The 21,727-nt window shown below is 41.7% G+C and carries 19 protein-coding genes; all 19 read left to right on the top strand.

Features of this window, described 5'->3' with window-relative positions:
* Positions 1–122 precede the first annotated feature (122 nt).
* Positions 123–2,330 (top strand): TonB-dependent siderophore receptor, encoded by a 2,208-nt coding sequence (locus ACTRWI_RS11170; RefSeq protein ID WP_499131369.1) that lies wholly within the window; start codon positions 123–125, stop codon positions 2,328–2,330.
* Entirely contained in the window at positions 2,320–3,297 is a 978-nt protein-coding gene (locus tag ACTRWI_RS11165; RefSeq protein ID WP_499131367.1) for a GNAT family N-acetyltransferase, read from the top strand. Before ACTRWI_RS11170 ends, ACTRWI_RS11165 begins: the two co-directional genes overlap by 11 nt.
* A 75-nt stretch (positions 3,298–3,372) precedes the next feature.
* Positions 3,373–4,656, top strand: a complete 1,284-nt coding sequence (locus ACTRWI_RS11160) for a lysine N(6)-hydroxylase/L-ornithine N(5)-oxygenase family protein (RefSeq protein ID WP_499131365.1) — start codon at positions 3,373–3,375, stop codon at positions 4,654–4,656.
* 157 nt (positions 4,657–4,813) lie between these two features.
* On the top strand, positions 4,814–5,068 hold the full coding sequence (locus tag ACTRWI_RS11155) for a DUF3297 family protein (RefSeq protein WP_004739610.1): 255 nt from the start codon (positions 4,814–4,816) through the stop codon (positions 5,066–5,068).
* 444 nt (positions 5,069–5,512) lie between these two features.
* Complete coding sequence (gene glpT, locus ACTRWI_RS11150; RefSeq protein WP_499131364.1) at positions 5,513–6,877, top strand: glycerol-3-phosphate transporter; 1,365 nt, start codon at positions 5,513–5,515, stop codon at positions 6,875–6,877.
* 82 nt (positions 6,878–6,959) lie between these two features.
* On the top strand, positions 6,960–8,015 hold the full coding sequence (gene glpQ / locus ACTRWI_RS11145; RefSeq protein WP_499131362.1) for a glycerophosphodiester phosphodiesterase: 1,056 nt from the start codon (positions 6,960–6,962) through the stop codon (positions 8,013–8,015).
* A 223-nt stretch (positions 8,016–8,238) separates the two neighbouring features.
* On the top strand, positions 8,239–8,703 hold the full coding sequence (locus tag ACTRWI_RS11140; protein ID WP_499131360.1) for an ASCH domain-containing protein: 465 nt from the start codon (positions 8,239–8,241) through the stop codon (positions 8,701–8,703).
* A gap of 97 nt (positions 8,704–8,800) precedes the next feature.
* A complete protein-coding gene (locus ACTRWI_RS11135; RefSeq protein WP_499131356.1) occupies positions 8,801–9,751 on the top strand; it encodes a D-2-hydroxyacid dehydrogenase family protein in 951 nt (316 codons plus the stop codon).
* Between the two features lie 31 nt (positions 9,752–9,782).
* Positions 9,783–10,283: a GNAT family N-acetyltransferase gene (locus ACTRWI_RS11130; RefSeq protein WP_499131353.1), complete on the top strand. Its 501-nt coding sequence runs from the start codon at positions 9,783–9,785 to the stop codon at positions 10,281–10,283.
* Positions 10,284–10,325: 42 nt separating this feature from the next.
* Complete coding sequence (locus ACTRWI_RS11125) at positions 10,326–10,847, top strand: HAD family hydrolase (protein WP_499131352.1); 522 nt, start codon at positions 10,326–10,328, stop codon at positions 10,845–10,847.
* Positions 10,848–11,423: 576 nt separating this feature from the next.
* The gene (locus tag ACTRWI_RS11120; RefSeq protein WP_499131350.1) at positions 11,424–15,875 is read left to right on the top strand and encodes a S41 family peptidase; all 4,452 of its coding nucleotides are present in this window, start codon (positions 11,424–11,426) and stop codon (positions 15,873–15,875) included.
* 769 nt (positions 15,876–16,644) lie between these two features.
* Positions 16,645–17,523, top strand: coding sequence for a transglutaminase-like domain-containing protein (locus ACTRWI_RS11115; RefSeq protein WP_499131348.1), 879 nt, complete (start codon positions 16,645–16,647; stop codon positions 17,521–17,523).
* A 155-nt stretch (positions 17,524–17,678) separates the two neighbouring features.
* Positions 17,679–17,828 carry a hypothetical protein gene (locus tag ACTRWI_RS11110; protein ID WP_499131345.1) on the top strand — a complete coding sequence of 50 codons (150 nt, stop codon included), beginning with the start codon at positions 17,679–17,681 and terminating at the stop codon, positions 17,826–17,828.
* A 73-nt stretch (positions 17,829–17,901) separates the two neighbouring features.
* Positions 17,902–18,486 (top strand): nucleotidyltransferase domain-containing protein, encoded by a 585-nt coding sequence (locus tag ACTRWI_RS11105; RefSeq protein ID WP_499131342.1) that lies wholly within the window; start codon positions 17,902–17,904, stop codon positions 18,484–18,486.
* A gap of 50 nt (positions 18,487–18,536) precedes the next feature.
* Positions 18,537–18,962, top strand: a complete 426-nt coding sequence (locus tag ACTRWI_RS11100; protein ID WP_499131340.1) for a GNAT family N-acetyltransferase — start codon at positions 18,537–18,539, stop codon at positions 18,960–18,962.
* Between the two features lie 44 nt (positions 18,963–19,006).
* Positions 19,007–19,774 carry an alpha/beta hydrolase family protein gene (locus tag ACTRWI_RS11095; protein WP_499131338.1) on the top strand — a complete coding sequence of 256 codons (768 nt, stop codon included), beginning with the start codon at positions 19,007–19,009 and terminating at the stop codon, positions 19,772–19,774.
* A gap of 294 nt (positions 19,775–20,068) precedes the next feature.
* A complete protein-coding gene (locus tag ACTRWI_RS11090) occupies positions 20,069–20,533 on the top strand; it encodes a cupin domain-containing protein (protein ID WP_499131336.1) in 465 nt (154 codons plus the stop codon).
* Between the two features lie 31 nt (positions 20,534–20,564).
* Positions 20,565–21,515 (top strand): GNAT family N-acetyltransferase, encoded by a 951-nt coding sequence (locus ACTRWI_RS11085; protein WP_499131334.1) that lies wholly within the window; start codon positions 20,565–20,567, stop codon positions 21,513–21,515.
* 56 nt (positions 21,516–21,571) lie between these two features.
* Positions 21,572–21,727 (top strand): DUF3291 domain-containing protein (locus ACTRWI_RS11080; protein WP_499131394.1); only part of this gene is annotated, 156 nt, incomplete at its 3' end.

The following is a 21,727-nucleotide window of genomic DNA, read 5'->3' as shown; positions in this document are numbered from 1 at the left end:
ATGTTTTATTTTGAAAATTACGTGGTACACTCCGTTAAATTATTAATCGCAATGATAACTATTATCGTTGTTTTTTGTGTTTTCATTACAATTGGTTCATAGCCGTATTGAAGGAGAAATATATGAATCGGCACTTTATGCGCACCCCAACAGCTCTTGCGGTCGCTTTAGTTATATCGTCAGGAATGGTCCAGGCCAACGAAGATGAAACCGTTGTTGTTATTGGGCAGCAACTCGAAGATAGCTCAGTAGGTCCAGATTTTAGTTACGTAGGGTTAAGCAGTCGAACAGCAACAAAAACAGACGTTGCGATAGGTGAGACACCACGCGCTATTTCGATCGTGACTCGCGAACAAATGGACGATAGAGCGTCGATCAGTATCGCCGATGCACTGCAGTACACGCCAAGCATTCAAGCAAACTATTTTGGTGAAGATAACAAGCAAGACTGGTTTGTTATCCGTGGTTTTAAGCAAGCAAATAGCGGCTTGTATCAAGATGGAACGCGTTTGTACTCATCGGGCTTTTACAGCTGGCAGATCGACCCGTTTGGACTGGAGCGAGTAGAAATCTTACGTGGTCCAGGTTCTGCATTGTACGGCCAAACTCCACCAGGTGGCGTGATCAACGTAGTGAGCAAACGTCCGCAGTTTGATGGTGGTTCTGGTCAGTTTGCTATTGAATACGGTACTGACGATCGCAAGCAAATCAGTTTAGATGTAAACACCGAAGTTAATGACAAAATGGCGTTTCGCCTGCAAGCTCTTGGTCGTAAAAATGGTAGTCGTGTCGATGGTGTCGAAGCTGAACGCATTTTTATCGCTCCTTCTCTGGCTTACAAGTTCACAGACGACACAAAAATTACATTACTAACGAGCTATCAGAAAGATGATTCTGATCCGTACCTACAATTCTTGCCAATGGAAGGGACGTTAACGTCGAATCCAAACGGGAAAATCAGTGATAGCACTTCGGTAGGTAATTCAGATTGGGAAACGTTCGAGCGCGAACAACTGTCAGTAGGCTATGAATTTGAACATCATTTTAATGACAGTACCTACTTCATGCAGAACACACGTTACAGCAAGATGGACATCAACCTTCGTCAAATGTACACGATTGGCTATGCGAAAGATTTGGGCTATGGCCCGTTAGACCCAACTAATACTTCAGTTGTTCGTGGTGCAACGACAGAAGAGGGTACATCTGACGCATTTAACATTGATAATCGTGTAGTTCATAAGTTCACTACCGGTGCTGTAGATCATACTCTTTTAGCTGGTATTGACTATCAAACCATTAATATCGACAGTAAAGACTACCCCCTAAACAGTTTAACAGGGGATCCTGTTGTTCTGTCTGGCGGCAGCCCATTGTTCAATATATTCAATCCAAGCTACGGTACAAACATTTCGCTGTTCGACCCAACTAAAAACCAGATCTATACAGAATCAAGTCGTGAAACCACGAAAACTAAAAATCATCAGTTAGGTTTGTATTTACAGAACCAAATGATGATTGCGGGCAAGTGGGCTGTTCAGATTGGTGTTCGTTATGATGACTCTGAAAATAAGACACATAACACAACAACAGGAACTAAGACTAAGGTTGATAACGAAGAATGGACAACTAACTTTGGTGTTGCTTACTTGATGGATAGTGGTTTTACACCATACGCGAGCTATGCACAGTCGTTTAATCCAATTATTCAATTAGACCAAAATGGGAATTCCGCTAAGCCGGAACGTGGCGAGCAGTACGAGGTGGGTTTGAAATACCAACCGCGTAGCTTCGATGGTTACTTCAACATTGCCGCATTCGAAGTGGCGAAAGAAAACTTAGCGCGTGAAGTTGCCGGTCAACTCACTCAAATCGGTGAAGTTCGTAACCGTGGCATTGAACTGGAAGCGGTGGCAAACGTAACCGAAGCATTGACTTTGATTGGTAATGTGTCGTTCATTGATTCTGAAATTACTGAAGATGCTAACAGCAGTTATGTGGGGAACACGCCGTCACAAATTGCTGATCAACTGGCTTCGGCTTGGGCAAACTATCGTTTCCTGAGTGGTCCCCTAGATGGACTAACCGTTGGTGCGGGTGCACGTTACGTTGGTGATTCGTATGCCGATAATACAGAAACTAACGTCGTTCCTTCTTACACATTGTTTGACGCAACACTGAGTTACCGAATCGAAGATTACAAGTTCCAAGTTGCAGCGAAGAATTTGGCTGACAAAGACTATATCGCAACTTGTAGTGATACGAAATTTGGTACCTGTTACTACGGCGATCGCCGTAACGTGATTGCGAGCGTAACCTATGACTGGTAAGAGCCAGCCTCTGAACACTCTGTCCGATGGACAGGGTGTTTCGTTAAGAGAGGCACAAGACAGTTACTGCGTTGAAGTTAGTTCTGGTGTGGTTGAAGTTGTGCGGGAAACAAACCAGTTCTGGCGTTTAACTCAAATGACCGCGTTAAACACGGAGCAACTTTCTGCTTTTGCACTTCTATTCTCTGCTAACCCCGAAATTCGAACGATTGAACTTGGGCTGTTTAGAAGTGAAGTATTGGATTCTTTGTGCTTTGAAACTGCTGAGGGCTTAAAGGTGCTTTGGCGTGAAGCCATTATGCAAGTTCCTGAACTTTGGCTTAAGAATCGACACCGGACGCTTTACCCCCATAAGCAAGTTCTCGATGCGGCAGGTTATCATCCCGCGAGGCCAAAGCCCTTATTGGGTGAATTATATCGTCGTTATATTCCTGAACTTAACGCCGTTCTCACTCTAGAGGGCTTGGATGTCGACAAGCACTTAACCTTCTTCAATAAGTGGCAAAACAGCCAACGTGTAGCGAATTTCTGGGAGCAAACGGGTTCACTGGAAGAGCACAGACTGTACTTAGAAGAGTCGGTAAAAAACAATAAGAATCAGCTTCTTATTGTTTGTTTAGACAATCAGCCTTTCGCCTACATCGAAGTGTACTGGACCAAAGAAGATCGAATCGCCCCGTATTACGCTGCAGGTGATTATGACCGTGGAATCCACATGCTGGTAGGGGAAGAGTCTCACCGTGGCGCTCATAAAGTTGCGGCTTGGTTACCCTCTGTTTGTCATTTCATTTACTTATCCGACCCCCGAACTGAAAAGATTGTTAGTGAGCCACGAGCCGATAACGACAAGATGATCGGGTACCTACAAAAATACGGTTTTGCAAAAGTTAAAGAATTTGAGTTTCCGCATAAGCGTGCGGCTTTGATGTGTCAGTTGAAAGACACCTTCTTCAGCAACGAGTTTTAGCCGTTAAATAGTCAGTGCTGAAGAATGGAGTCGGAATAGGGGGCTTCGTTCCCAAAAATTTTCATAAGGTTATGTATGACAAGACAAATTAAGGAATATGATGTTCTAGGAGTAGGCTTTGGTCCTGCAAATTTATCGATAGCTATTACACTGGAAGAGCTGGCTAAAGATAATGGTTTAAGTTATTGCTTCTTGGAGCAAAAATCTCACTTTGAATGGCACGGCGGCATGTTGCTTGATGGTACAAGAATGCAAATATCGTGCTTGAAGGACCTGGTGACATTGCGCAACCCAACGAGCCCTTATTCATTCGTTAACTATTTGCACACCAAAGACAGGCTTAACGCTTTCATTAACCTAGGTAGTATGAATCCCTCCCGTCTCGAGTTTAATGACTATCTGACGTGGGTCGCAAATCAATTCTCAGATCGAGTAAGTTACGGCCAACGAGTCATTAATATTGAGGCAATGGAAGAAGATGGTCATACTTCTAAAGTGAAGGTCACGTCTACTGACATTCACGGCAATCAAACGGTTCGAATTGCAAAGAACCTCATTGTTGGTATGGGCGGCATGCCAAAGCTTCCGAAACAGTTTGAAGGTCATGATAACGAAAATATTATTCACTCTTCGAAGTATAAGGTGTGGCGTGAAACCTTTAAGTCAGAATCGAAGCCTAAGATCGCAATTGTGGGCGCAGGGCAGAGTGCTGCTGAAATATTTGTTGATCTGACGAACCGATACTCCGGCGGTGAAGTTCACATGATTAACCGCCGCTTTGCATTGCACCCAGCCGATGATAGCCCGTTTGTAAACGAGGTGTTTGACCCTGAATTTACAGACCACATGTATGAAAGCACGCAAGAACAACGTGACCATATTCTTTCCCGCTTTAGCTCAACTAACTATTCCGTTGTGGATACAGAAGAACTCAATGCAATTTATGAGCTTCTTTATTTACAGAAAGTAACAGGTGAAGGTAAACATCAACATCTACGTTGCCACGACATTCAAGAAGTAGCAGTGAAAGACGACAAAGTGGCGTTGCGCTTGAGTGACACAATCAACAAGGTGCAGGCATGGAATGAATACGACGCGATCATTCTTGCTACTGGTTATCGATACGATGAGTTCAACCAAATGCTCAGCTCCATTGAACCCTTGATTGATAGTAAATCGGTAGGGCGTTCATACCAATTAGATATGAAGTCAAACTGCGGGGTTAAGATTTTCCTACAGGGGTGCTGTGAGTCTTCACATGGTCTGAGTGATACGTTGCTTTCAGTGTTGGCTGTTCGTTCTCGAGAGATTGTAGAAGCGCTTCTTGAAACCGAGGAGCTAACTCTAGTAAAAGAATAATTTTAAGTATGTGAATAGTGCCTAGTTTGTCGTTAAATCAAACAACTAGGCGCTGATTAAAGCTATCAATACGATTTATTACAGCAGTTGTTGAGCACAAAGCCTATATTGACTAGAATGACGCACTTTTTTATTTACTTACATACAGGTAATGAACATGAGCGATACTAATTCAAGACCAGCTTTACCAGATCATCTTGCAGGCAACCCACGCAGCCCACACCACGTGGCTGAGTGTTTCGAATACCCAATCGGTATCCGTCTAAATGGTAAAGAGCGCACTGATGTTGAAGAATACTGCATCAGCGAAGGTTGGGTGAAGATTCCTTCTCCTAAAGCACTTGATCGTTTCGGTCAGCCAATGCTTATTACTCTTAAAGGCACTGTAGAAGCTTACTACATCGAAGAATAATAGATTGTTGTAGCTGAAATCAGCTGCGGAATACTGTTTACAGAAGGGGCTAGAGAAATCTAGGCCCTTTTTGTCTTTGTACCGTCCTAAATATGCTTTCGAGAAATAGAAAGTTGTCTTGTCGCTATCATAAAACGCAGTATTCAACATACGGCTAGGGCAATAATACGACGTACTGTGCTCGCTTAATGCTCGATTGCTCATCCTTGGCTAGTGTTTGATCGATTTTTAATTGATTAAATAGTAAACGAACGTTCAAAAATATGAAGCATGACCTAATTAAATTAAAGTAATTTGCTGTATTTAAACAAATTTATTGTTAATAGCTATACGCGTCACAGAAATTATTCTTGAAGCACATACAATCCCACCTGTTTTCGAATGAGCATTAACTTTTTCGTTCGAACATTTTATTTTTCTTATGCCCAATACTACGAGGTTCCTATGTTTGGAATATTCAAACCTATGGCGCATATCGATCGCTTGTCATCAGATAAGATCGATAGCACTTACACACGATTACGATGGCAACTGTTCATCGGTATTTTTGTTGGCTATGCGGGTTACTACCTAGTCCGTAAAAACTTTAGTTTGGCAATGCCTTACTTAATTGAACAGGGTTTCAGCCGTGGTGAGCTAGGGGTGGCATTAGCAGCCGTATCTATTGCTTACGGTTTATCTAAATTCTTAATGGGTAGCGTTTCTGACCGTTCGAACCCTCGTTATTTCCTCAGTGGTGGCTTGTTAATGTCGGCACTGGTTATGTTCTGCTTTGGTTTCATGCCTTGGGCAACCGGCAGCATCACAGCAATGTTTATTCTTCTTTTCTTGAACGGTTGGTTCCAAGGTATGGGCTGGCCAGCGTGTGGACGAACCATGGTGCACTGGTGGTCACGTAAAGAGCGTGGCGAGATCGTTTCAGTTTGGAACGTTGCTCACAACGTGGGTGGTGGATTGATTGGTCCAATGTTCTTGCTGGGTCTGTGGGCTTTTAACGACGATTGGCGAACCGCTTTTTATGTTCCTGCATTTTTTGCCACTCTCGTTGCTATTTTCATTTGGTTCACAGTAAGAGATACCCCTCAATCTTGTGGTCTACCGCCAATTGAAGAGCACAAAAACGATTACCCAGATGATTACGACAAATCTCACGAAACTGAGATGACTGCGAAAGAGATCTTCTTTAAGTACGTATTTAATAACAAATTGCTGTGGTCTATCGCGATTGCAAACGCGTTCGTTTACCTAATCCGATATGGTGTACTGGACTGGGCTCCTGTTTACCTAAAAGAAGCGAAAGACTTCTCTGTAGATAAATCTTCTTGGGCTTACTTCTTGTACGAGTGGGCTGGTATTCCTGGCACGCTATTGTGTGGTTGGATCTCAGATAAGCTATTCAAAGGTCGCCGTGCTCCAGCAGGTATCTTGTTCATGGTACTGGTGACAATCGCGGTACTAGTTTACTGGTTTAACCCGGCAGGTAACCCAACCATTGATATGGTGGCACTGATTGCGATTGGTTTCCTAATCTACGGTCCGGTAATGCTAATTGGTCTGTACGCACTTGAACTTGCACCTAAGAAAGCTGCAGGTACAGCCGCAGGTTTAACAGGTCTATTCGGTTACTTAGGTGGCGCAGTTGCAGCAAACGCGGTGCTAGGCTTCATGGTTGACCATTACGGATGGGATGGTGGTTTCACTATCTTGGTTGGTGCTTGTGTTGCTTCAATCATCTGTCTGCTGTACGCGTTTATCGGTGAGCGTAAGCATCATAAAGAGAAAAGCCGTGAGCAAGAGGCAATAGCTTAATCATTCTTTAACTCAACAGCATCATACTAATAATTAAACGAGGCAGGGATAACCTGCCTCTATTTTATCAAGGAATAGAACAATGAAAACAACGTCACTGTCCCTGACTCTATTGGCTCTAAGCTTATCGGCTAACGCATTTGCCGATCCTTTGGTTATTGCTCACCGAGGCGCATCGGGCTACTTACCTGAGCACACTCTGCCTGCTAAGGCTCTTGCGTATGCAATGAAGCCGGATTACATCGAACAAGATGTTGTTATGACCAAAGACGACCAACTCGTCGTACTTCACGATCATTATCTAGATCGCGTTACCGATGTTGCTGAGCGCTTTCCTGACCGTGCGCGTGAAGATGGGCGTTACTACGCGATAGACTTTACACTCGCTGAGATCAAATCATTAAGAGTGACTGAGGGCTTTAAGCTTGATGAGCAAGGGAACAAAGTCGCAGGGTATCCAACACGCTTCCCAATGTGGCAGTCTGATTTCCGAGTACCAACGTTTGCAGAAGAAATCGAAATGATCCAAGGCTTGAATAAGACCCTTGGTTATGACGTTGGTATTTACCCAGAAATCAAAGCACCTTGGTTCCACCGTCATGAAGGCAAAGACATTTCTAAAGCAGTACTGGCTACCTTGCATCAATATGGTTACCTATCTAAAGATGATAAGGTCTACCTACAGTGTTTCGATGCGAACGAACTAAAACGTATAAACGACGAACTCATGCCTGCGATGGAAATGGACCTCAAGCTGGTTCAGCTGATGGCTTACACGGACTGGAATGAAACAATGACTTACAAAGGCGATGTAGCGACGCCTTATAGTTATGATTGGATGTTCGAGAAGGGCGGTATGGCAAAAGTGGCGACTTATGCTGACGGTATTGGTCCTTGGAAACCTATGTTGGTGGACGATGCATCAACCAAAGACAAAATCATCATCAAGCCATTGATGAAATCAGCGAAAGACGCTGGCTTAGATGTTCACCCATATACATTCCGCGCTGATCCAGACCGAATTCCAGGTTATGTCGATAACTTCGATGGTATGTTGGACGTGTTTTATAACCAAGTGAAAGTCGACGGTGTGTTTACCGACTTCCCAGATAAAGCGGTAAACTTCTTAAACCGTTAATTGGTTAATCCACAATAAAATACAAAGAGTTAAAAGCATTGCCTGAAGGTGTTTTTAGCTCTTTTTTTGATCTAACAGTCCTGCATTAAATCTACTCTCTGAGGACACACTTTAATCGTTACTTGGTTTACACCGTTTACACTCCTTGATAGGTTACGCGCAATGCAGTCAGGTGCTCAATATAGTGCTTCTGGCTGAAATAAATATTGAAAATGGACCCATTATGGAAAAAAGAAGCAAAGTCTATCTAGATAGTTATCTCAATTCACTGCCGGTTGATGTTGCCAAACAATACACCTCATTCAGTGCCGACTATTACTGCGCGGATGAGTACAACGCCAATCTATGCGCGCAGCTGATACTGAAAGGTGAAAAACAAGCCTCGTGCAGCATGGAATATTGGTACAGCCATGAAGGCGAAACCATGCCCGTTGTTGGACATTTACAGGTGGTCACTGATTGGAACGGTAATCCTGTCTGTATTGTTGAACTTACATCGGTGTCATTGTGCCCATATAACCAGGTGACGGCTGAGTTTGCTGCCGCTGAAGGCGAGGGTGATAAAACGTTGGCATGGTGGCGAGAAGCGCACTGGAACTTTTTCTCTCGTGAATGCGAAGACTTAAAGATCACACCAAGTGAAGACATGATGTTGGTGCTCGAGCGTTTCAAAGTCGTCCATCAATAATTGACCTTATCTGTACAGAGTGCCACAAGTTAAATGAATCTTAACCCGTGGCACTGAACGCTCAAAAATAGCAAAGCAATAGAACAAGGAGTGTGTAGTGAAAATTGCGATACTGGATGATTACCAAAATACAGTAAAAAGTCTCGAGTGTTACCGAAAGTTGCAAGATCATGACGTTACCGTATTCACCGAGACTTATCCAGAAAATGAACTAGTGTTGAAGCTTTACGACTTTGAGGCGCTTGTACTCATCCGCGAGCGTACTGAAATCACTGAGTCGCTGCTATCTGAACTACCAAACCTAAAAGTGATAAGTCAAACCGGAAAAGTCAGTAATCACATCGATCCACAGCTGTGTGAACGTTTCGGTGTGAAAGTGTTAGAAGGACGAGGTTCACCTGTCGCGCCCTCTGAGCTCTGTTGGGCATTGATTATGGCGGCATCTCGTCACATTCCTACTTACGTTTCAAACCTCAGACAGAACCGATGGCAAAGTTCAGGTGTACTCGGTTTAGGCAGAACGCTTAGGGGGCTAAAGCTTGGTATTTGGGGTTATGGAAAAATCGGGCGCTGCATCGCGCAATACGCTAAAGCGTTCGGGATGGATGTAACGGTGTGGGGTAGCCAGAACTCGCGAGAGCAAGCACAAGCCGATGGATTCGAAGCGGCAGTAACCAAGCAGGCATTTTTCGAAAGTGTGGACGTACTCTCATTACACCTTCGTTTAAACGATGTCACTAAAGGCTGTGTTACTGCTAATGACCTCAGCGTAATGAAACCTGACTCGCTATTCGTGAATATCAGCCGTGCGGAGTTAGTCGAGCCTAATGCGTTATTTGATGAACTCACCAAAGTACCAAGTAAACGAGCAGCAATTGATGTGTTTGATATTGAACCTGCGACGCCGAATAACGAACCGCTGTTGTCTCTACCAAACGTGACAGCAACGCCGCATTTAGGCTACGTTGAACAAAATAGCTACGAACTCTACTTTGATATCGCTTTCGATAACATTCTGTCCTATCAAAGGGATGGCATATCGAGCTAGAATCTGCCCAAGGAAAAAAGGTAGAGAAAGTATGAGCTTAACAATAAGACAAGTTACAGTAGATGATGCTCAGGGTATTATCGATGTATTAAACCCAATCATCATCGAAGGGCGTTATACCATCTTAGATCAGATGTTTACGTTGGATGAAGAGAAAGGTTTTATTGAGTCGTTTCCCGAACGTGGCGTGTTCAGTGTTGCTGTTAATCAAACGACGAATCAATTAATTGGTTTTCAAAACGTAGAGCCGTTTGCCTCTTATACGAAAGCCTTTGATCATGTTGGTATTATTGGGACGTATGTTGATGCAAACAGCCGTGGACTAGGAGTAGCAAAACAACTATTTGATCACACATTCGAAGTCGCAAAAGCCAAAGGCTACGAAAAGCTTTTTGCTTATGTTATAGCGGACAATGATCGAGCATTGGCGGTTTATCTTAAACAAGGCTTTGAAACTGTCGGAATTGCAAAGAAACACGCCAAAATTGGTGAGCAGTACTTTGACGAGATACTCATCGAGAAATTCTTATAAGTACCGCAAAACATTCGTAACATCATCGATGCAGGAGGCATGATGAACAGAGGTACAAAATCAACGGTTGCAACCAAGCTGACCAAAACCGTCTTATTTGATTGGGGCAACACCTTAATGACCGACTTCCCAGACGCACAAGGGAAAATGTGTGACTGGGAAATCGTACAAGAAGTGAGTGGAGCACAAGCTTTACTCGCTGAGTTGTCCAAGCATCACAACATCTACATTGCCACTAATGCGGCTGATTCAAGCAAAACTGACATCATCCGCGCGTTTGAGCGAGTTGGCCTGTCACAATACATTGATGGTTACTTCTGTAAGGCGAGTATTGGCTTATCTAAATACGAACAGGGCTTCTATCCTGCGATCATCTCGCAACTCGGGATAAAGCCACAAGAGATCACCATGATTGGCGATACCCTAGAAAAAGATATCTACCCAGCGCTTGAAGCTGGCCTACAGGCTGTTTGGCTCAACACAGAAGGTGCCATCACAGATACAAATTTATCTATTGTTGAGGTTCAAAACCTGATCGAACTACTGAAGGTATGCAATGGATGATCATCCAGAGGTTTGGCGTCAGTATTATCAAAAAGCTTTAGAGAAGATGAAGCACTGGCATACATACTCTGTTGTTGAGATTAGGCGAAGTTAAACTTAGTAAATTTGAACCAAATTCACCCAAGAGCTTTCAAACTTGCTCGATAAGGTGTGAAATCCTGCTCCCAAAAGACTTCACGTCTATTAATTCCTCTGCTGGCTAAAAAACACACAGCCCCGAAAGGTCAACAATAAGCCCTTACTATCAGAGTCAGTAATGCATTAGATGAAACAGGTGCTAGGTGGACAGCTAAGCCTAAGCAATTCAAACGTTCAGGTTTTCTAGACTAAGACAATGATTAAGGCGCTGAACAAACTTACAGAGCTAGGTACGCCCAACACTCAAAGCGTTTAATATTCACACAACTCTAGATATCTTCGCTTTCAATTGAAATTATGCCCGAATTCACCTGCACAAAGCCATGGCGGGACTGACAATTGGAAAAATATTGCCAAACTACTAATATTTATTTGTATGAAGATTAATCAGTTAATAAAACAACGTCAATGTTATTGGTCAACAAGATGGGCTTTATAATGACTGCAATTTCGGAAATCACTAGATATGCCATTAACTTGACTTTAGTTTTAACTTTGATCGCTTGTAATGATTCCGGCGATGAAAATAACACTGCGTCTTCTTCTTCATACATCAAATTGACTCATCAAGATCGAGCAAATGAGAAAAGTACAATAGAAGTGTCTGTTGATAGCAGCTTCGATTTGAACGCCATTCAATGGAACTTTTCACATCAGGATATTGTTGTTAGTCAAAGCAGTAATTCCAATTCTTTAATGATCACGTTACCCAGTACGGACATGAATGGCGGTACGTTTTCTATTTATGCTCATGGAATGAATGAGGGCTCTGTGATTGAAACCATCTCAGATGTTCAAATCGAACCCATCACCGAAGTTTTTTCACTGAATGGAATCATTACTGACTCGCCAATATCTGAGGCCGATATAACGTTTAACATCCTAAATTCAGACAGAAAAGTTCAGGTGATAGCCGATATCGATGGTCGCTATCAAACCGACATTATTTTAGATGACGATGAATCTTCCCTTATTTATATCGAAGCTCTCGGCAAACAAAACCAATCCAATGCTAAACTTGTCCGGATGATTGGGGGTTTGCGTGAGTCAAAAAAGAATAACCCACAAGAAGAATTAAAGTACAACGTGACTAACCTCACTACGGCTGAATATGCCTTAGCTAAGGAAGTCAACAACGGAGAAACGTTCTCGTCCTACGAAAATTATATCGAACAAGCAGAGAAAATTGACGAAAATACGTTACTTGAGGTCGCCACTATCATAAAAGTCATCATTGATGAGCCCATTAAAACGCCCCAGACAACGCTACCAAGCAGTGTCTCAGATACATTAGAATTGGTTACAAAAAAAGACAAAAGAGAAGCATTTTTATACAACGTAATTAATACATCTCAGTTTTCCAATGCTAAAAAACAAATGCTTGCAGATAAAGAGGTGATTTCTAGCAAATTCAAACTACCGGTTGGTGAAAATTATTTTATCCCGATTAACAATCTTGTTGCCGGTTTCGTTGTCAACCGCAAGGACAACAATGCCACCTTATCGTCGAGCACCGTGATGGTCGATGAAGTCGAGGTATCGAACCATGCTGACAAAGTGGTTATCAAAGCAGTAAGTGACTTGGGTTTTAGTCTTGAAAATTTAAGTGGTACGCTAAGCGGTCAAAAGGGGGGCGCTAACATTCATTTTTGTGACGAGATAATCATTCGCCAGGTCTACGCTAAAAAAAATAACGCTTTGGTCAATGTCACCGTGAATTGTTCAGACGAGTTAGGCAATGCCGTTCCATTGACTAGTCAGCAGCGCTTATATACCGCTGATAAAACCTCATACAAGAAGAAATCGTACGTAACCCAACGTCTTACCCAGCGACACAAACTGACCCTAATACAGCCACCGTGTCATCATCAACAAGCAGATTGCAGCGAAATGTTCGCTTTGACCTTCAATGAGGAAAAAGAGGCATTTCAACTTGGAGAAAAAACAGTTAACTGGAATGATGAGAATCAAACATTATTCATTAGAGATAATATTGAACTGCATTTTTTAAACTTTTTAAGTGAACGTGTAGATTATTTGTTTAAATCGAATGATCGTATTTATCCTGCTAGCGGCCGACTGTTAGAAAACATTGATAACAATGCCCAAGGCGATCTTAGCGGAGACTATGTCGTTCTTAGCTACAGCAATGAGCAGCAACAAAGTTTTCTTAGTATGAATCAAACAGGCGAGGCCATCCTCTGGTTTGTCGATAGCAGCGCTGAAACGGTTAGCACAAAGAATATTGCCACAAAGTACTTAGCGAATTGGGTGAGAAATCGTGAACGAGTGACCTTCGACATTACAGAAATACAAGAGTTCAGCGATAATGGGCGAGTGACTTATCGTACCGAGCAATGTCAAAACGAAAGCAATTGTGAAAAATTTGCCGATTTATTGTGGGATATTAACGGCTATGTGAACGGAAAAATACACCTTGAGCAACAAGCACGCCCCGCATACTCCAGTAACGTTGTTGACCCCGCCCATTTCACGCTGGTGCCAACGGACAATATTGATACATTCGAAGCAATCAACCAATGGCATCAATGGCAAGGCACCGAACTGCCCACCCCTTGGACGTTATTCCAAACCGCGCAAAAAAATAAAAACAAAGAGTCTCTAACACAACTCATCCTGACCTTACCTGGGTTAGAATCGTTAAATGTCCAACACCTCGATGATTACCTCATGCAATTATCAATGCTGCATGAAATCGATGATTTAGAGCAACTTCAACAGATCATTGATGACATTGATGCCAAAAGATTACGGCATGCCACAGCGTGGGATGTGATTGAACGGGCAGTTATCAATAAAGACATTGAAGAGTTAAATATTCAAACGCTGTACGACATAGATACGTTAAATTTTAAAGAAGAAAATTTCACTGATTACTTAGAAGCCATCAGCAACATCACGTTAATAAATAATGTTGAGGAGCTTCAACACATTATCGACAACATTGACTCAGAAAAAACGCTTTTCCTTCAAACATGGCAAGTGTTACTAGACGCTTGGTCAAACAACCATTTCTCAAGCATCACTGAAGACACCATCAAACCATTAAAGTTAAACGGCATCATCAGTGAGCATTTCACTGACTACTTAGATGCCATTGCACAACTGGAAAACTTAGAGCTGCTGACACAGGTCCAAGCGGTGATCGATAATATCAATCAAGCTTGGTCAGCGCATAACAATGCATTGAGCAGCATAAATGAGGCCATTAATAACAGTGAATTTTCAGACATTACGTCTGATACCTTTGCCGACTTAATTGATTTTCAATATATAGAAGGTAACATTGAAAAATATAAAGAGCGCTTATTTGAGCAAAACACAATTGAGAATATTGAAGCGTTACAAGAACTCATCTTCAACATAGACAATGCAGTAAGCGACACGTCTTCCAACCCAAAAGTATGGAATGAAGGCGTCTTTTTCCCATCGGATTTATATAAGAATTATTGTGCTACGCCAAGAGAAGGCATAGACCCTTTCACTAACCAAAATTATCCGGATATGTTGGGCTCGTCGTTACATGAAAAACTGTATCTGAGATCAATCCAGCATGAGGAATATCTTTGGTACGATGAAATCAACGATACAGACCCCAATAGTTATCCTTCCACTCTGAGTTATTTTAGTAGCCTAAAAACGCCAGCCACCTTGGACAATAATCTTGCAAAAGATCGTTTCCATTTTAGCCAAACCTACGAACAATATATGTCTGGCTTTATCGAAAGAGTGGTGTATGGATTCGGATTCAATTGGTCTTTTCTCTCTGCCACTGCGCCGCGTAACTTTGTGCTCAGTTATGTGGATGAAAACTCCGTTGCCAGCATGGCCGGAGTCGCTCGTGGTGATAAGTTAATCAAAATTAACAGCATCGATGTCGTCAATACCAATGTTTACGAGGAGCTTTATTACATCAATGAAACTTTATTTAATCCCAGAGACATTCTCTACCAATTTCAATTCCAATCTCCCAGTGGAGAACTAAAAACGCTACTGCTTAGACCTAGTAATGAAACCGTTTCGCCAGTAATGCATGTCAAACAGCTGTCCCTTGCAGATAATCGAGTCGGTTACTTTATGTTCAATGAATTTCACGCTTCTGCTCAAGCGCCACTCATCAGCGCTTTCAACGACTTTTCTCTAAACGGTATCAGTGATTTGATTATCGATTTGAGATACAACCAAGGCGGTTTGCTTTACATGGCCTCGCAACTTGCTTACATGATTGCTGGCGATAGTTCACTCAATCGAGTCTTTGAATCACTTATTTACAACGACAAAAACACGCATAAAAACCTAGACATGTACTTCATTAATCGAGAAATCGATTGGGATCAAGGCGTTATTACTAACAACATTTTACCAACGCTTAATCTAGATCGAGTCTTTATACTTGCGACGGGATCTACCGCCTCCGCCAGTGAATCTCTCATCAACGGGTTAAGAGGCATTGATGTCGAAGTTATACTGATTGGTGAGCAAACCTATGGTAAACCGTACGGCTTCTTACCCGATATGAACTGTGGCATGGTTTACTATTTTGTGCAGTTTGTTGGCCAAAATGAGAAAGGTTACGGTGATTACACTTATGGCTTAGCGCCTGTCGAAACTGAAACCTCTGAGATGGGCCTCTCACATCAAGTGCAAGGTTGCCCTGTTGGCGATGACTTAAACTTCCTTTTAGGTACCCCAGATGAACCGATGATCAGCAATGCCTTAAACATCATGAGCCAAAATCAATGTGTTAACGCTGGGTCAAACGCAACTGATATCCAAACCTTGGATAAATTCATCATCTCGTCAACGCTCAGCGGTGCTCATAACCAAAAGACTTTCTACAAACTGAATGCTATACCGCCATGGTTGTAAAAATGTGAACGAACACTTCGTGACAGAAAGAGTTATGGCAAGGTGATTGCCTGACTGGGCTTGAGTAGCAACCCTTGCTCAGATATTTGTACCTTCTCTTTAACTCGCATAGGAATATTGAGCAATGTTGTTTATCTATGAATCTCAACCTTTGGTTCAAAGCCTTGCACTATGATCTGATCTGGCCGATTTTTAGCTGACAATAAGAACTAATTTGAGGATAAACTGGTTCCAGAACTGTCTTACCAGCGTTAAGCTATTGAGTCGTCTTAAGTGTAATTCAGGGCAGAATTGGTAAGGAGAGTCGTGTAAAATATCGAGTTCTCATATCTTGTTGTTTGGTTATTGATTTTTGGCGAAACCATTTGATCACATGACAAGATGTGTTTATACCTTAAGCTAATGATTTTTACCCTGCACATTTGTCACCAGCCAAATCAGAGTTGCTTCTTCGTGTGGAATCTGAAGAACGTATACCCACACACAAAATATCCTGTGCTAACCGGCTCTCATCCTATTTGGAGTAATGTGAATAGGTTCCGATAATGACACTTAACACTATTGAAATTGATAACTCTAACGTTACACCTGAGCAAGTTGCAAAAAGAATAATGTAGCATGTAAGCTAGAACGTGAATGGCAAACGTTTAAGGGTGATTCACAACGCTTGGTATTTTTACTCTGAACCGGGTTACGTTCAATTTGAGGTTGTTTCTGTAAATCTCGTTTCAACCTATGCGTACAGATATCTACAAAGGATTAGAAACAGATGTTTATCAATGACTATACCGAAAACACGGAGTTTACAGAGCTAACTAATGACCTGTTAGACATCCGTAAAATATCTGATGATATAGTGGGTATATGTAAGTTTGTTCAAGGGAATCTTATTCACGCATATTGGTTAGAGCACTACGGTGTTGAGGCTGATCCGTTAAACAAGCTGACCGAAATGCAGACTCGGTATGCTAAAGATTTAGTCTCTTTAGCAATGTCGAAATCAGGTGAGCCTTCACACGTTTTCAAGAAACCAAACCATAGAGTGATCAGTATTTGTAGAGACTTTTCACTATTAGTTTGCGCAGTATTGAGAGCAAAAGGAATACCAGCGAGACTAAGGAGTGGCTTTGCGACTTATTTAGCTCAAAACCATTTTGAAGATCACTGGGTATGTGAGTATTGGAACAAAGAAAAAGGGTGGATAGCCGTCGATGCTCAGTTAGACGATATTCATCGCCAAGTCTTGAACTTTGAATTTGATCCGTGTGATGTACCGTCATCAAGCTTTATCCTAGCTGGGCGGGCTTGGAAGCTATGCCGTCAAAACGCTGAGTCTGATGAAAATTTTGGTTTTCGAGATTTCAAAGGATTAGCCTTTATCAAAGGGAGCCTAATTCGAGACTTATATGCATTATCAAAATTTGAAATGCATACGTGGGATACCGGTTGGGGCATACTGCCTAAATTTATAACCCCTATTTCTGGAGATTGGGAATTAACTCTGCTAGATGAACTTGCAGAGGTCAGTTGTTCTTCAGATAGTGTTAAAGCTCTTGAGTTAGTGAAGTCGTGTAATGAAATAAGGCTTCCAAGCGGCTGGGATTGTTCTCAGTTTCCTACATTGAGTGAGCTCTATGCTTCACTGTAGCTATGGCCTACGAAAGCAAAGAAATAAAACTTGATTCATATTCCAGTGATTTTATCAGTCGTTGAAAGGTGATAGGTGAACACTGTTCTGAGAGTATTTTAGTTTGGTGCCTGGTGAATTTTTGAGCCATTTAATTCATTTTAAAGGAGTAAATAGTGAGTTCTGAAAGGATAAAAAATATTGTTTTCGACATCGGCAATGTCGTCGTTCGTTGGTCACCTGAAGAGATTATTCGTCTTACTTTGGGATATTGCATATCAGCAGAAGAGAAGCGAACTCCGTATTTGAGTCTGAGATCTGGCTGAAATATCTATCCTCAAGATCAGGTTTGACGGCTTTGTTTAATGAAAATATTTTGCTATCAAAATGGAGGTAACTTTGAGAACAGAAAAGCTAGATTTAAAGCATCTTCCCCTTCAAAGTGAACTTATTCGCTCTGTTTGCTCAGCCTTTATGGTAGAAAGTAACGTAGTAGCGGCTGTGCTATTAGGCTCATTAGCAGCAGGGAAAGGTGACCGAGTTTCGGATACTGATATTCTTATTTTTACGAAGAACAACTTCCATAAATCTGCCAATAAGTGCTTCTCATTTTTTGAACACGACAAGGAAATATTTTACCTACTTGACGGCTTTCACAATGATAATGCTTACTTTAAAAAGTATATCTTCAATGATTTAACGAGTATCGAAGTTCACTGCTTAGATTTGAGTGAACCGTTCAGTATTTCAAAGCCATTCAAAGTTCTATTCGATAAAACAGGCATCATCGAACAAAGGGTAACCAGTGAACCCGCTCCAAAACATGAGGATTCTCCTGCCTATACGAATGGTGATAAAGGCCTTACTTGGGAACTTTTTAATTGCATTAAGTGGATGAGTCGAGGGAACCATGAGTTGGCTAAGAACCATTTAAAGAAGCTTGTCGATAAACTTGAACCGACTGCATTAAAAAAAGAACGATAGTTTATTCTTTGCGAGAGTATTATTTTTTCAACCAAATTAAGGAAAAATCATTGGATATCACTTTTACTCACTCGCCGAGCCCTCAAGATATCGATCAGATTTACCAAGGGCTAGGTGATTTCAATCGAAGATTCCTACCAGAAATCACAGATGAGTCTTTTGCAATTTTTGTTCGCGATAAATCAGGAGAAATTCTCGGAGGTTTAACTGGTTATATCTATATGACTTCAGTTCAAATTAGATTTTTGTGGTTAACAGAAAAGGAAAGAAGTCAGGGGTATGGAGCTGCACTAATACGAAAGATAGAGATGTATTGTAAAGAGCGAGAAATAAGTAGTATTGCAGTTGACACTTATACGTTCCAAGCCCCCGACTTTTATGAGTCTCATGGTTTTAAGGAGGTAGGTCGTTATAAGGATTATTTGAAAGAAGGAGTAGACAAAATCTTTTATCAAAAAGCATTAATAAACGACTAACAAATGGAAGCGTAAGTGACTTATAACTAAGGGCAAGAGGAATCATGGAAGGTGTTTTTGTCGAAAAAGTTGATTTAGGTGAGATTGTACATTTGCTTTATAGCAATAAAGAGTTGCTGAAAAGCCCTTTAGTCATCATCTGTCATGGTTGGAACAATGATAAGTATGAAGGTTCTAATTTGGCGTTAAACCTAGCTCTCCAGGGTTATTCAGTCATCTGTTTTGATTCAGATAGCCACGGTGAGAGGAATGATGGCAATGCTCAGAGCATGGATAGCCACGCGCGTTTTATTAAAAGGGTGACACAGGTTATCAAGCAGAACGCAAACGACATTGATACACTTATTAAGCATTATCAAGAAGATATTCGGATTGACCCATCAAGGATAGCTCTTGTCGGCATTTCAATGGGGGCACTGTCTACATTCTATTCGCTGACTCAAAATAACCAGATTAAAGTTGCGGTGCCTATTCTTGGTTCTCCTGATTTCGTCGGTTTGGAGAAGTTCGCATTAAAAGCAGATTCGGACAATAAGACTTTCAACGAAGACGAAAAGTTAGCAATTAGGTATATGAAAGAGATCGATCCATGTTTGTATCTTCTTGAAAATGAAAGTCGCCCAATGCTAATTATAAATGGCGAGAGAGATGATTGGGTTCCAGCCAAGTTCGCGAAAGACTTTTTTGAAAAGGTTAAGAGTAAATACGATAAAAATAATACTGAAATTGCGTTCAATTTGGCTGACGAATCACATTATTTTTCGAATGATATGCGTGATCATACGATATGTTGGTTGAATAAATATCTGTAAACTACCACTTATATCTGGAACGAAAAACAGCTAACAACTGTCCCCATCCTGATTCATAAGGCTTGGTGATTCTGTTTCCGGTGAAGGGTTCAGTTTGGAATATTTCAAGGCAATGTGTTTTTAAAAATCGGCAAAGTACAAAAAAATCTAATGTAAAGAGTGATTTATCGATTCAATATGCAAGCTTGAGGGATTCCGATTAAAAGCATTTTAACAGTTCGCTAAGTCTTGAGGCTAGAGAAGCATATTAATCTTCGCTGTCGAGCTTTGCATCACATCCCACTGAGGGAAAATATGACGAAAGTAAAAGATACTGCAAGCTTAATAGGTGACACTTTTAACCCGTTTCCAGAGCCATACAAATCAATCCTGGGGGACTCTGAATGTAAGGGACTGGGAGACCTATTTGGCTTAACCCAGTTTGGAGTGAACCTAGAGATACTTGAACCCAAGGCGCAATCAGCTTTAAGACATTGGCACACAAAATCCGACGAGTTCCTATATTTGCTTGAAGGTGAGCTGTGCTTAATCATGGATGGCGGTGAGCAAGTTTTGAAGCGAGGAATGTGCGTTGGTTTTCCCGGTGGTGTCGAGAATGGGCATCATTTAGTAAACCGAAGTGACAAACAAGCAAAGTTTATTGTAATAGGTAGCCGCGTAGCAGGCGATAAAGCTCATTATCCGGACGACGATTTTAAGTGGGTAGAAGTAAGTTCTGGTAATTGGGTGGCATGCAGAAAGGACGGCACGCGCTATTAGCATTTTTCATATTAGTAGATGGAAGGGAATTTTGACACTCACAAGAGAATTCGAATGCTTAGACCTTACATTTAGGCCAGTGGTCGTTGATGACGCCCTTTACTTGTTCAAATCTGTAGGTTCAGATTTGTTCCCTAAGTCGCTTCCTTTAGCAGACATCAAAACGCTCAAACAACGTGCTTTAGAGTGGGAAGAGGGTAAGTGCTATGTTTGGAGTTGTCGGCATTTAAACGATTCGCAAGTTATTGGTCAGGTCACGTTACTCCCTTTGGAAAATTGTTTTGCGTTATCTTATTGGATTAGTTCCAAATGTTGGGGTAAAGGCATTGCTACGCAAATGTGCAAAGCATTATTATCACAGGTTCAGAGTTCCGGCTATCAAGGCGACATTTGGGCTGGTGTTCACTCTTGGAATCACAAAAGCGCTTCGGTGTTGAAGACGTTGGGCTTTCAAGAGATAACCTCTAGTAACGCAAGTTCTAACTGGAATATTGTGTACTGCCCGAGCTTGGTGTATGGCGGTGACAATTGCCAATCAAAGCGAATTGTCGATTCTCTTACTGAACAAACGGTTCAAGTTGCTGTTCCGTCGACAGAGTACAATCAATACGTGCACGTTTATGATATCGCCAAATTTTATTTACTTTTGGTCTTAAACCCAACTTCGGAAACGCAGCACTTTATTGCAGAAACTAAGGGGTATAGCCCAGAACAGTTTGCTCAACTCTTATTTGAATCAAACGTTATTGAAAAAGTCGATAAATGTTCTTGGAGTGAATTTGCGAGACTGAAGGGCCGTGATGCAGCAGATATAGAACGATTAAGTCTCACCCTTCCAGTTAGCCCTTTATTCGAATCGACAGAACTTATTAGCGACTACATAACACGTTTATGTACCACAATTAATAGCAGAACGACCAGGTCGTTGCCGTATTGGAGTGTGAAGTATCAGAGACAAGTTAAGGTGAGCGAATCGCCTTAGATATTGCTCATTGAAGCGATTGCATTTTCATCATAATTATAAAAGGGACAAGCATTGTGAAACTCGCTCAATTAAACGTCGCTCTCGCGAAGTACCCTTTAGATGCTCCAGAGATAAAAGACTTTGTCGATAATTTGGATTTAGTAAATAGCATTGCTGAAAGTAGTGAAGGGTTTGTGTGGTGTCTTAAAGATGAATCTGGTGATGAAACC

The sequence above is a fragment of the Pseudoalteromonas sp. G5_S1_14_S5 genome, from assembly GCF_054968605.1.
The sequence above is the reverse complement of the archived record's forward strand: the minus strand, read 5'-3'. Positions and strand labels throughout refer to the sequence as shown.

Bases quoted from the DNA above. Each gene is read 5' to 3' on its own strand.
- ACTRWI_RS11160 (WP_499131365.1), top strand. From the start codon at position 3,373: ATGACAAGACAAATTAAGGAATATGATGTTCTAGGAGTAGGCTTTGGT.
- ACTRWI_RS11120 (WP_499131350.1), top strand. From the start codon at position 11,424: ATGACTGCAATTTCGGAAATCACTAGATATGCCATTAACTTGACTTTA.
- ACTRWI_RS11170 (WP_499131369.1), top strand. From the start codon at position 123: ATGAATCGGCACTTTATGCGCACCCCAACAGCTCTTGCGGTCGCTTTA.
- glpT (WP_499131364.1), top strand. From the start codon at position 5,513: ATGTTTGGAATATTCAAACCTATGGCGCATATCGATCGCTTGTCATCA.
- glpQ (WP_499131362.1), top strand. From the start codon at position 6,960: ATGAAAACAACGTCACTGTCCCTGACTCTATTGGCTCTAAGCTTATCG.
- ACTRWI_RS11155 (WP_004739610.1), top strand. From the start codon at position 4,814: ATGAGCGATACTAATTCAAGACCAGCTTTACCAGATCATCTTGCAGGC.
- ACTRWI_RS11125 (WP_499131352.1), top strand. From the start codon at position 10,326: ATGAACAGAGGTACAAAATCAACGGTTGCAACCAAGCTGACCAAAACC.
- ACTRWI_RS11115 (WP_499131348.1), top strand. From the start codon at position 16,645: ATGTTTATCAATGACTATACCGAAAACACGGAGTTTACAGAGCTAACT.
- ACTRWI_RS11140 (WP_499131360.1), top strand. From the start codon at position 8,239: ATGGAAAAAAGAAGCAAAGTCTATCTAGATAGTTATCTCAATTCACTG.
- ACTRWI_RS11095 (WP_499131338.1), top strand. From the start codon at position 19,007: ATGGAAGGTGTTTTTGTCGAAAAAGTTGATTTAGGTGAGATTGTACAT.
- ACTRWI_RS11165 (WP_499131367.1), top strand. From the start codon at position 2,320: ATGACTGGTAAGAGCCAGCCTCTGAACACTCTGTCCGATGGACAGGGT.
- ACTRWI_RS11090 (WP_499131336.1), top strand. From the start codon at position 20,069: ATGACGAAAGTAAAAGATACTGCAAGCTTAATAGGTGACACTTTTAAC.
- ACTRWI_RS11130 (WP_499131353.1), top strand. From the start codon at position 9,783: ATGAGCTTAACAATAAGACAAGTTACAGTAGATGATGCTCAGGGTATT.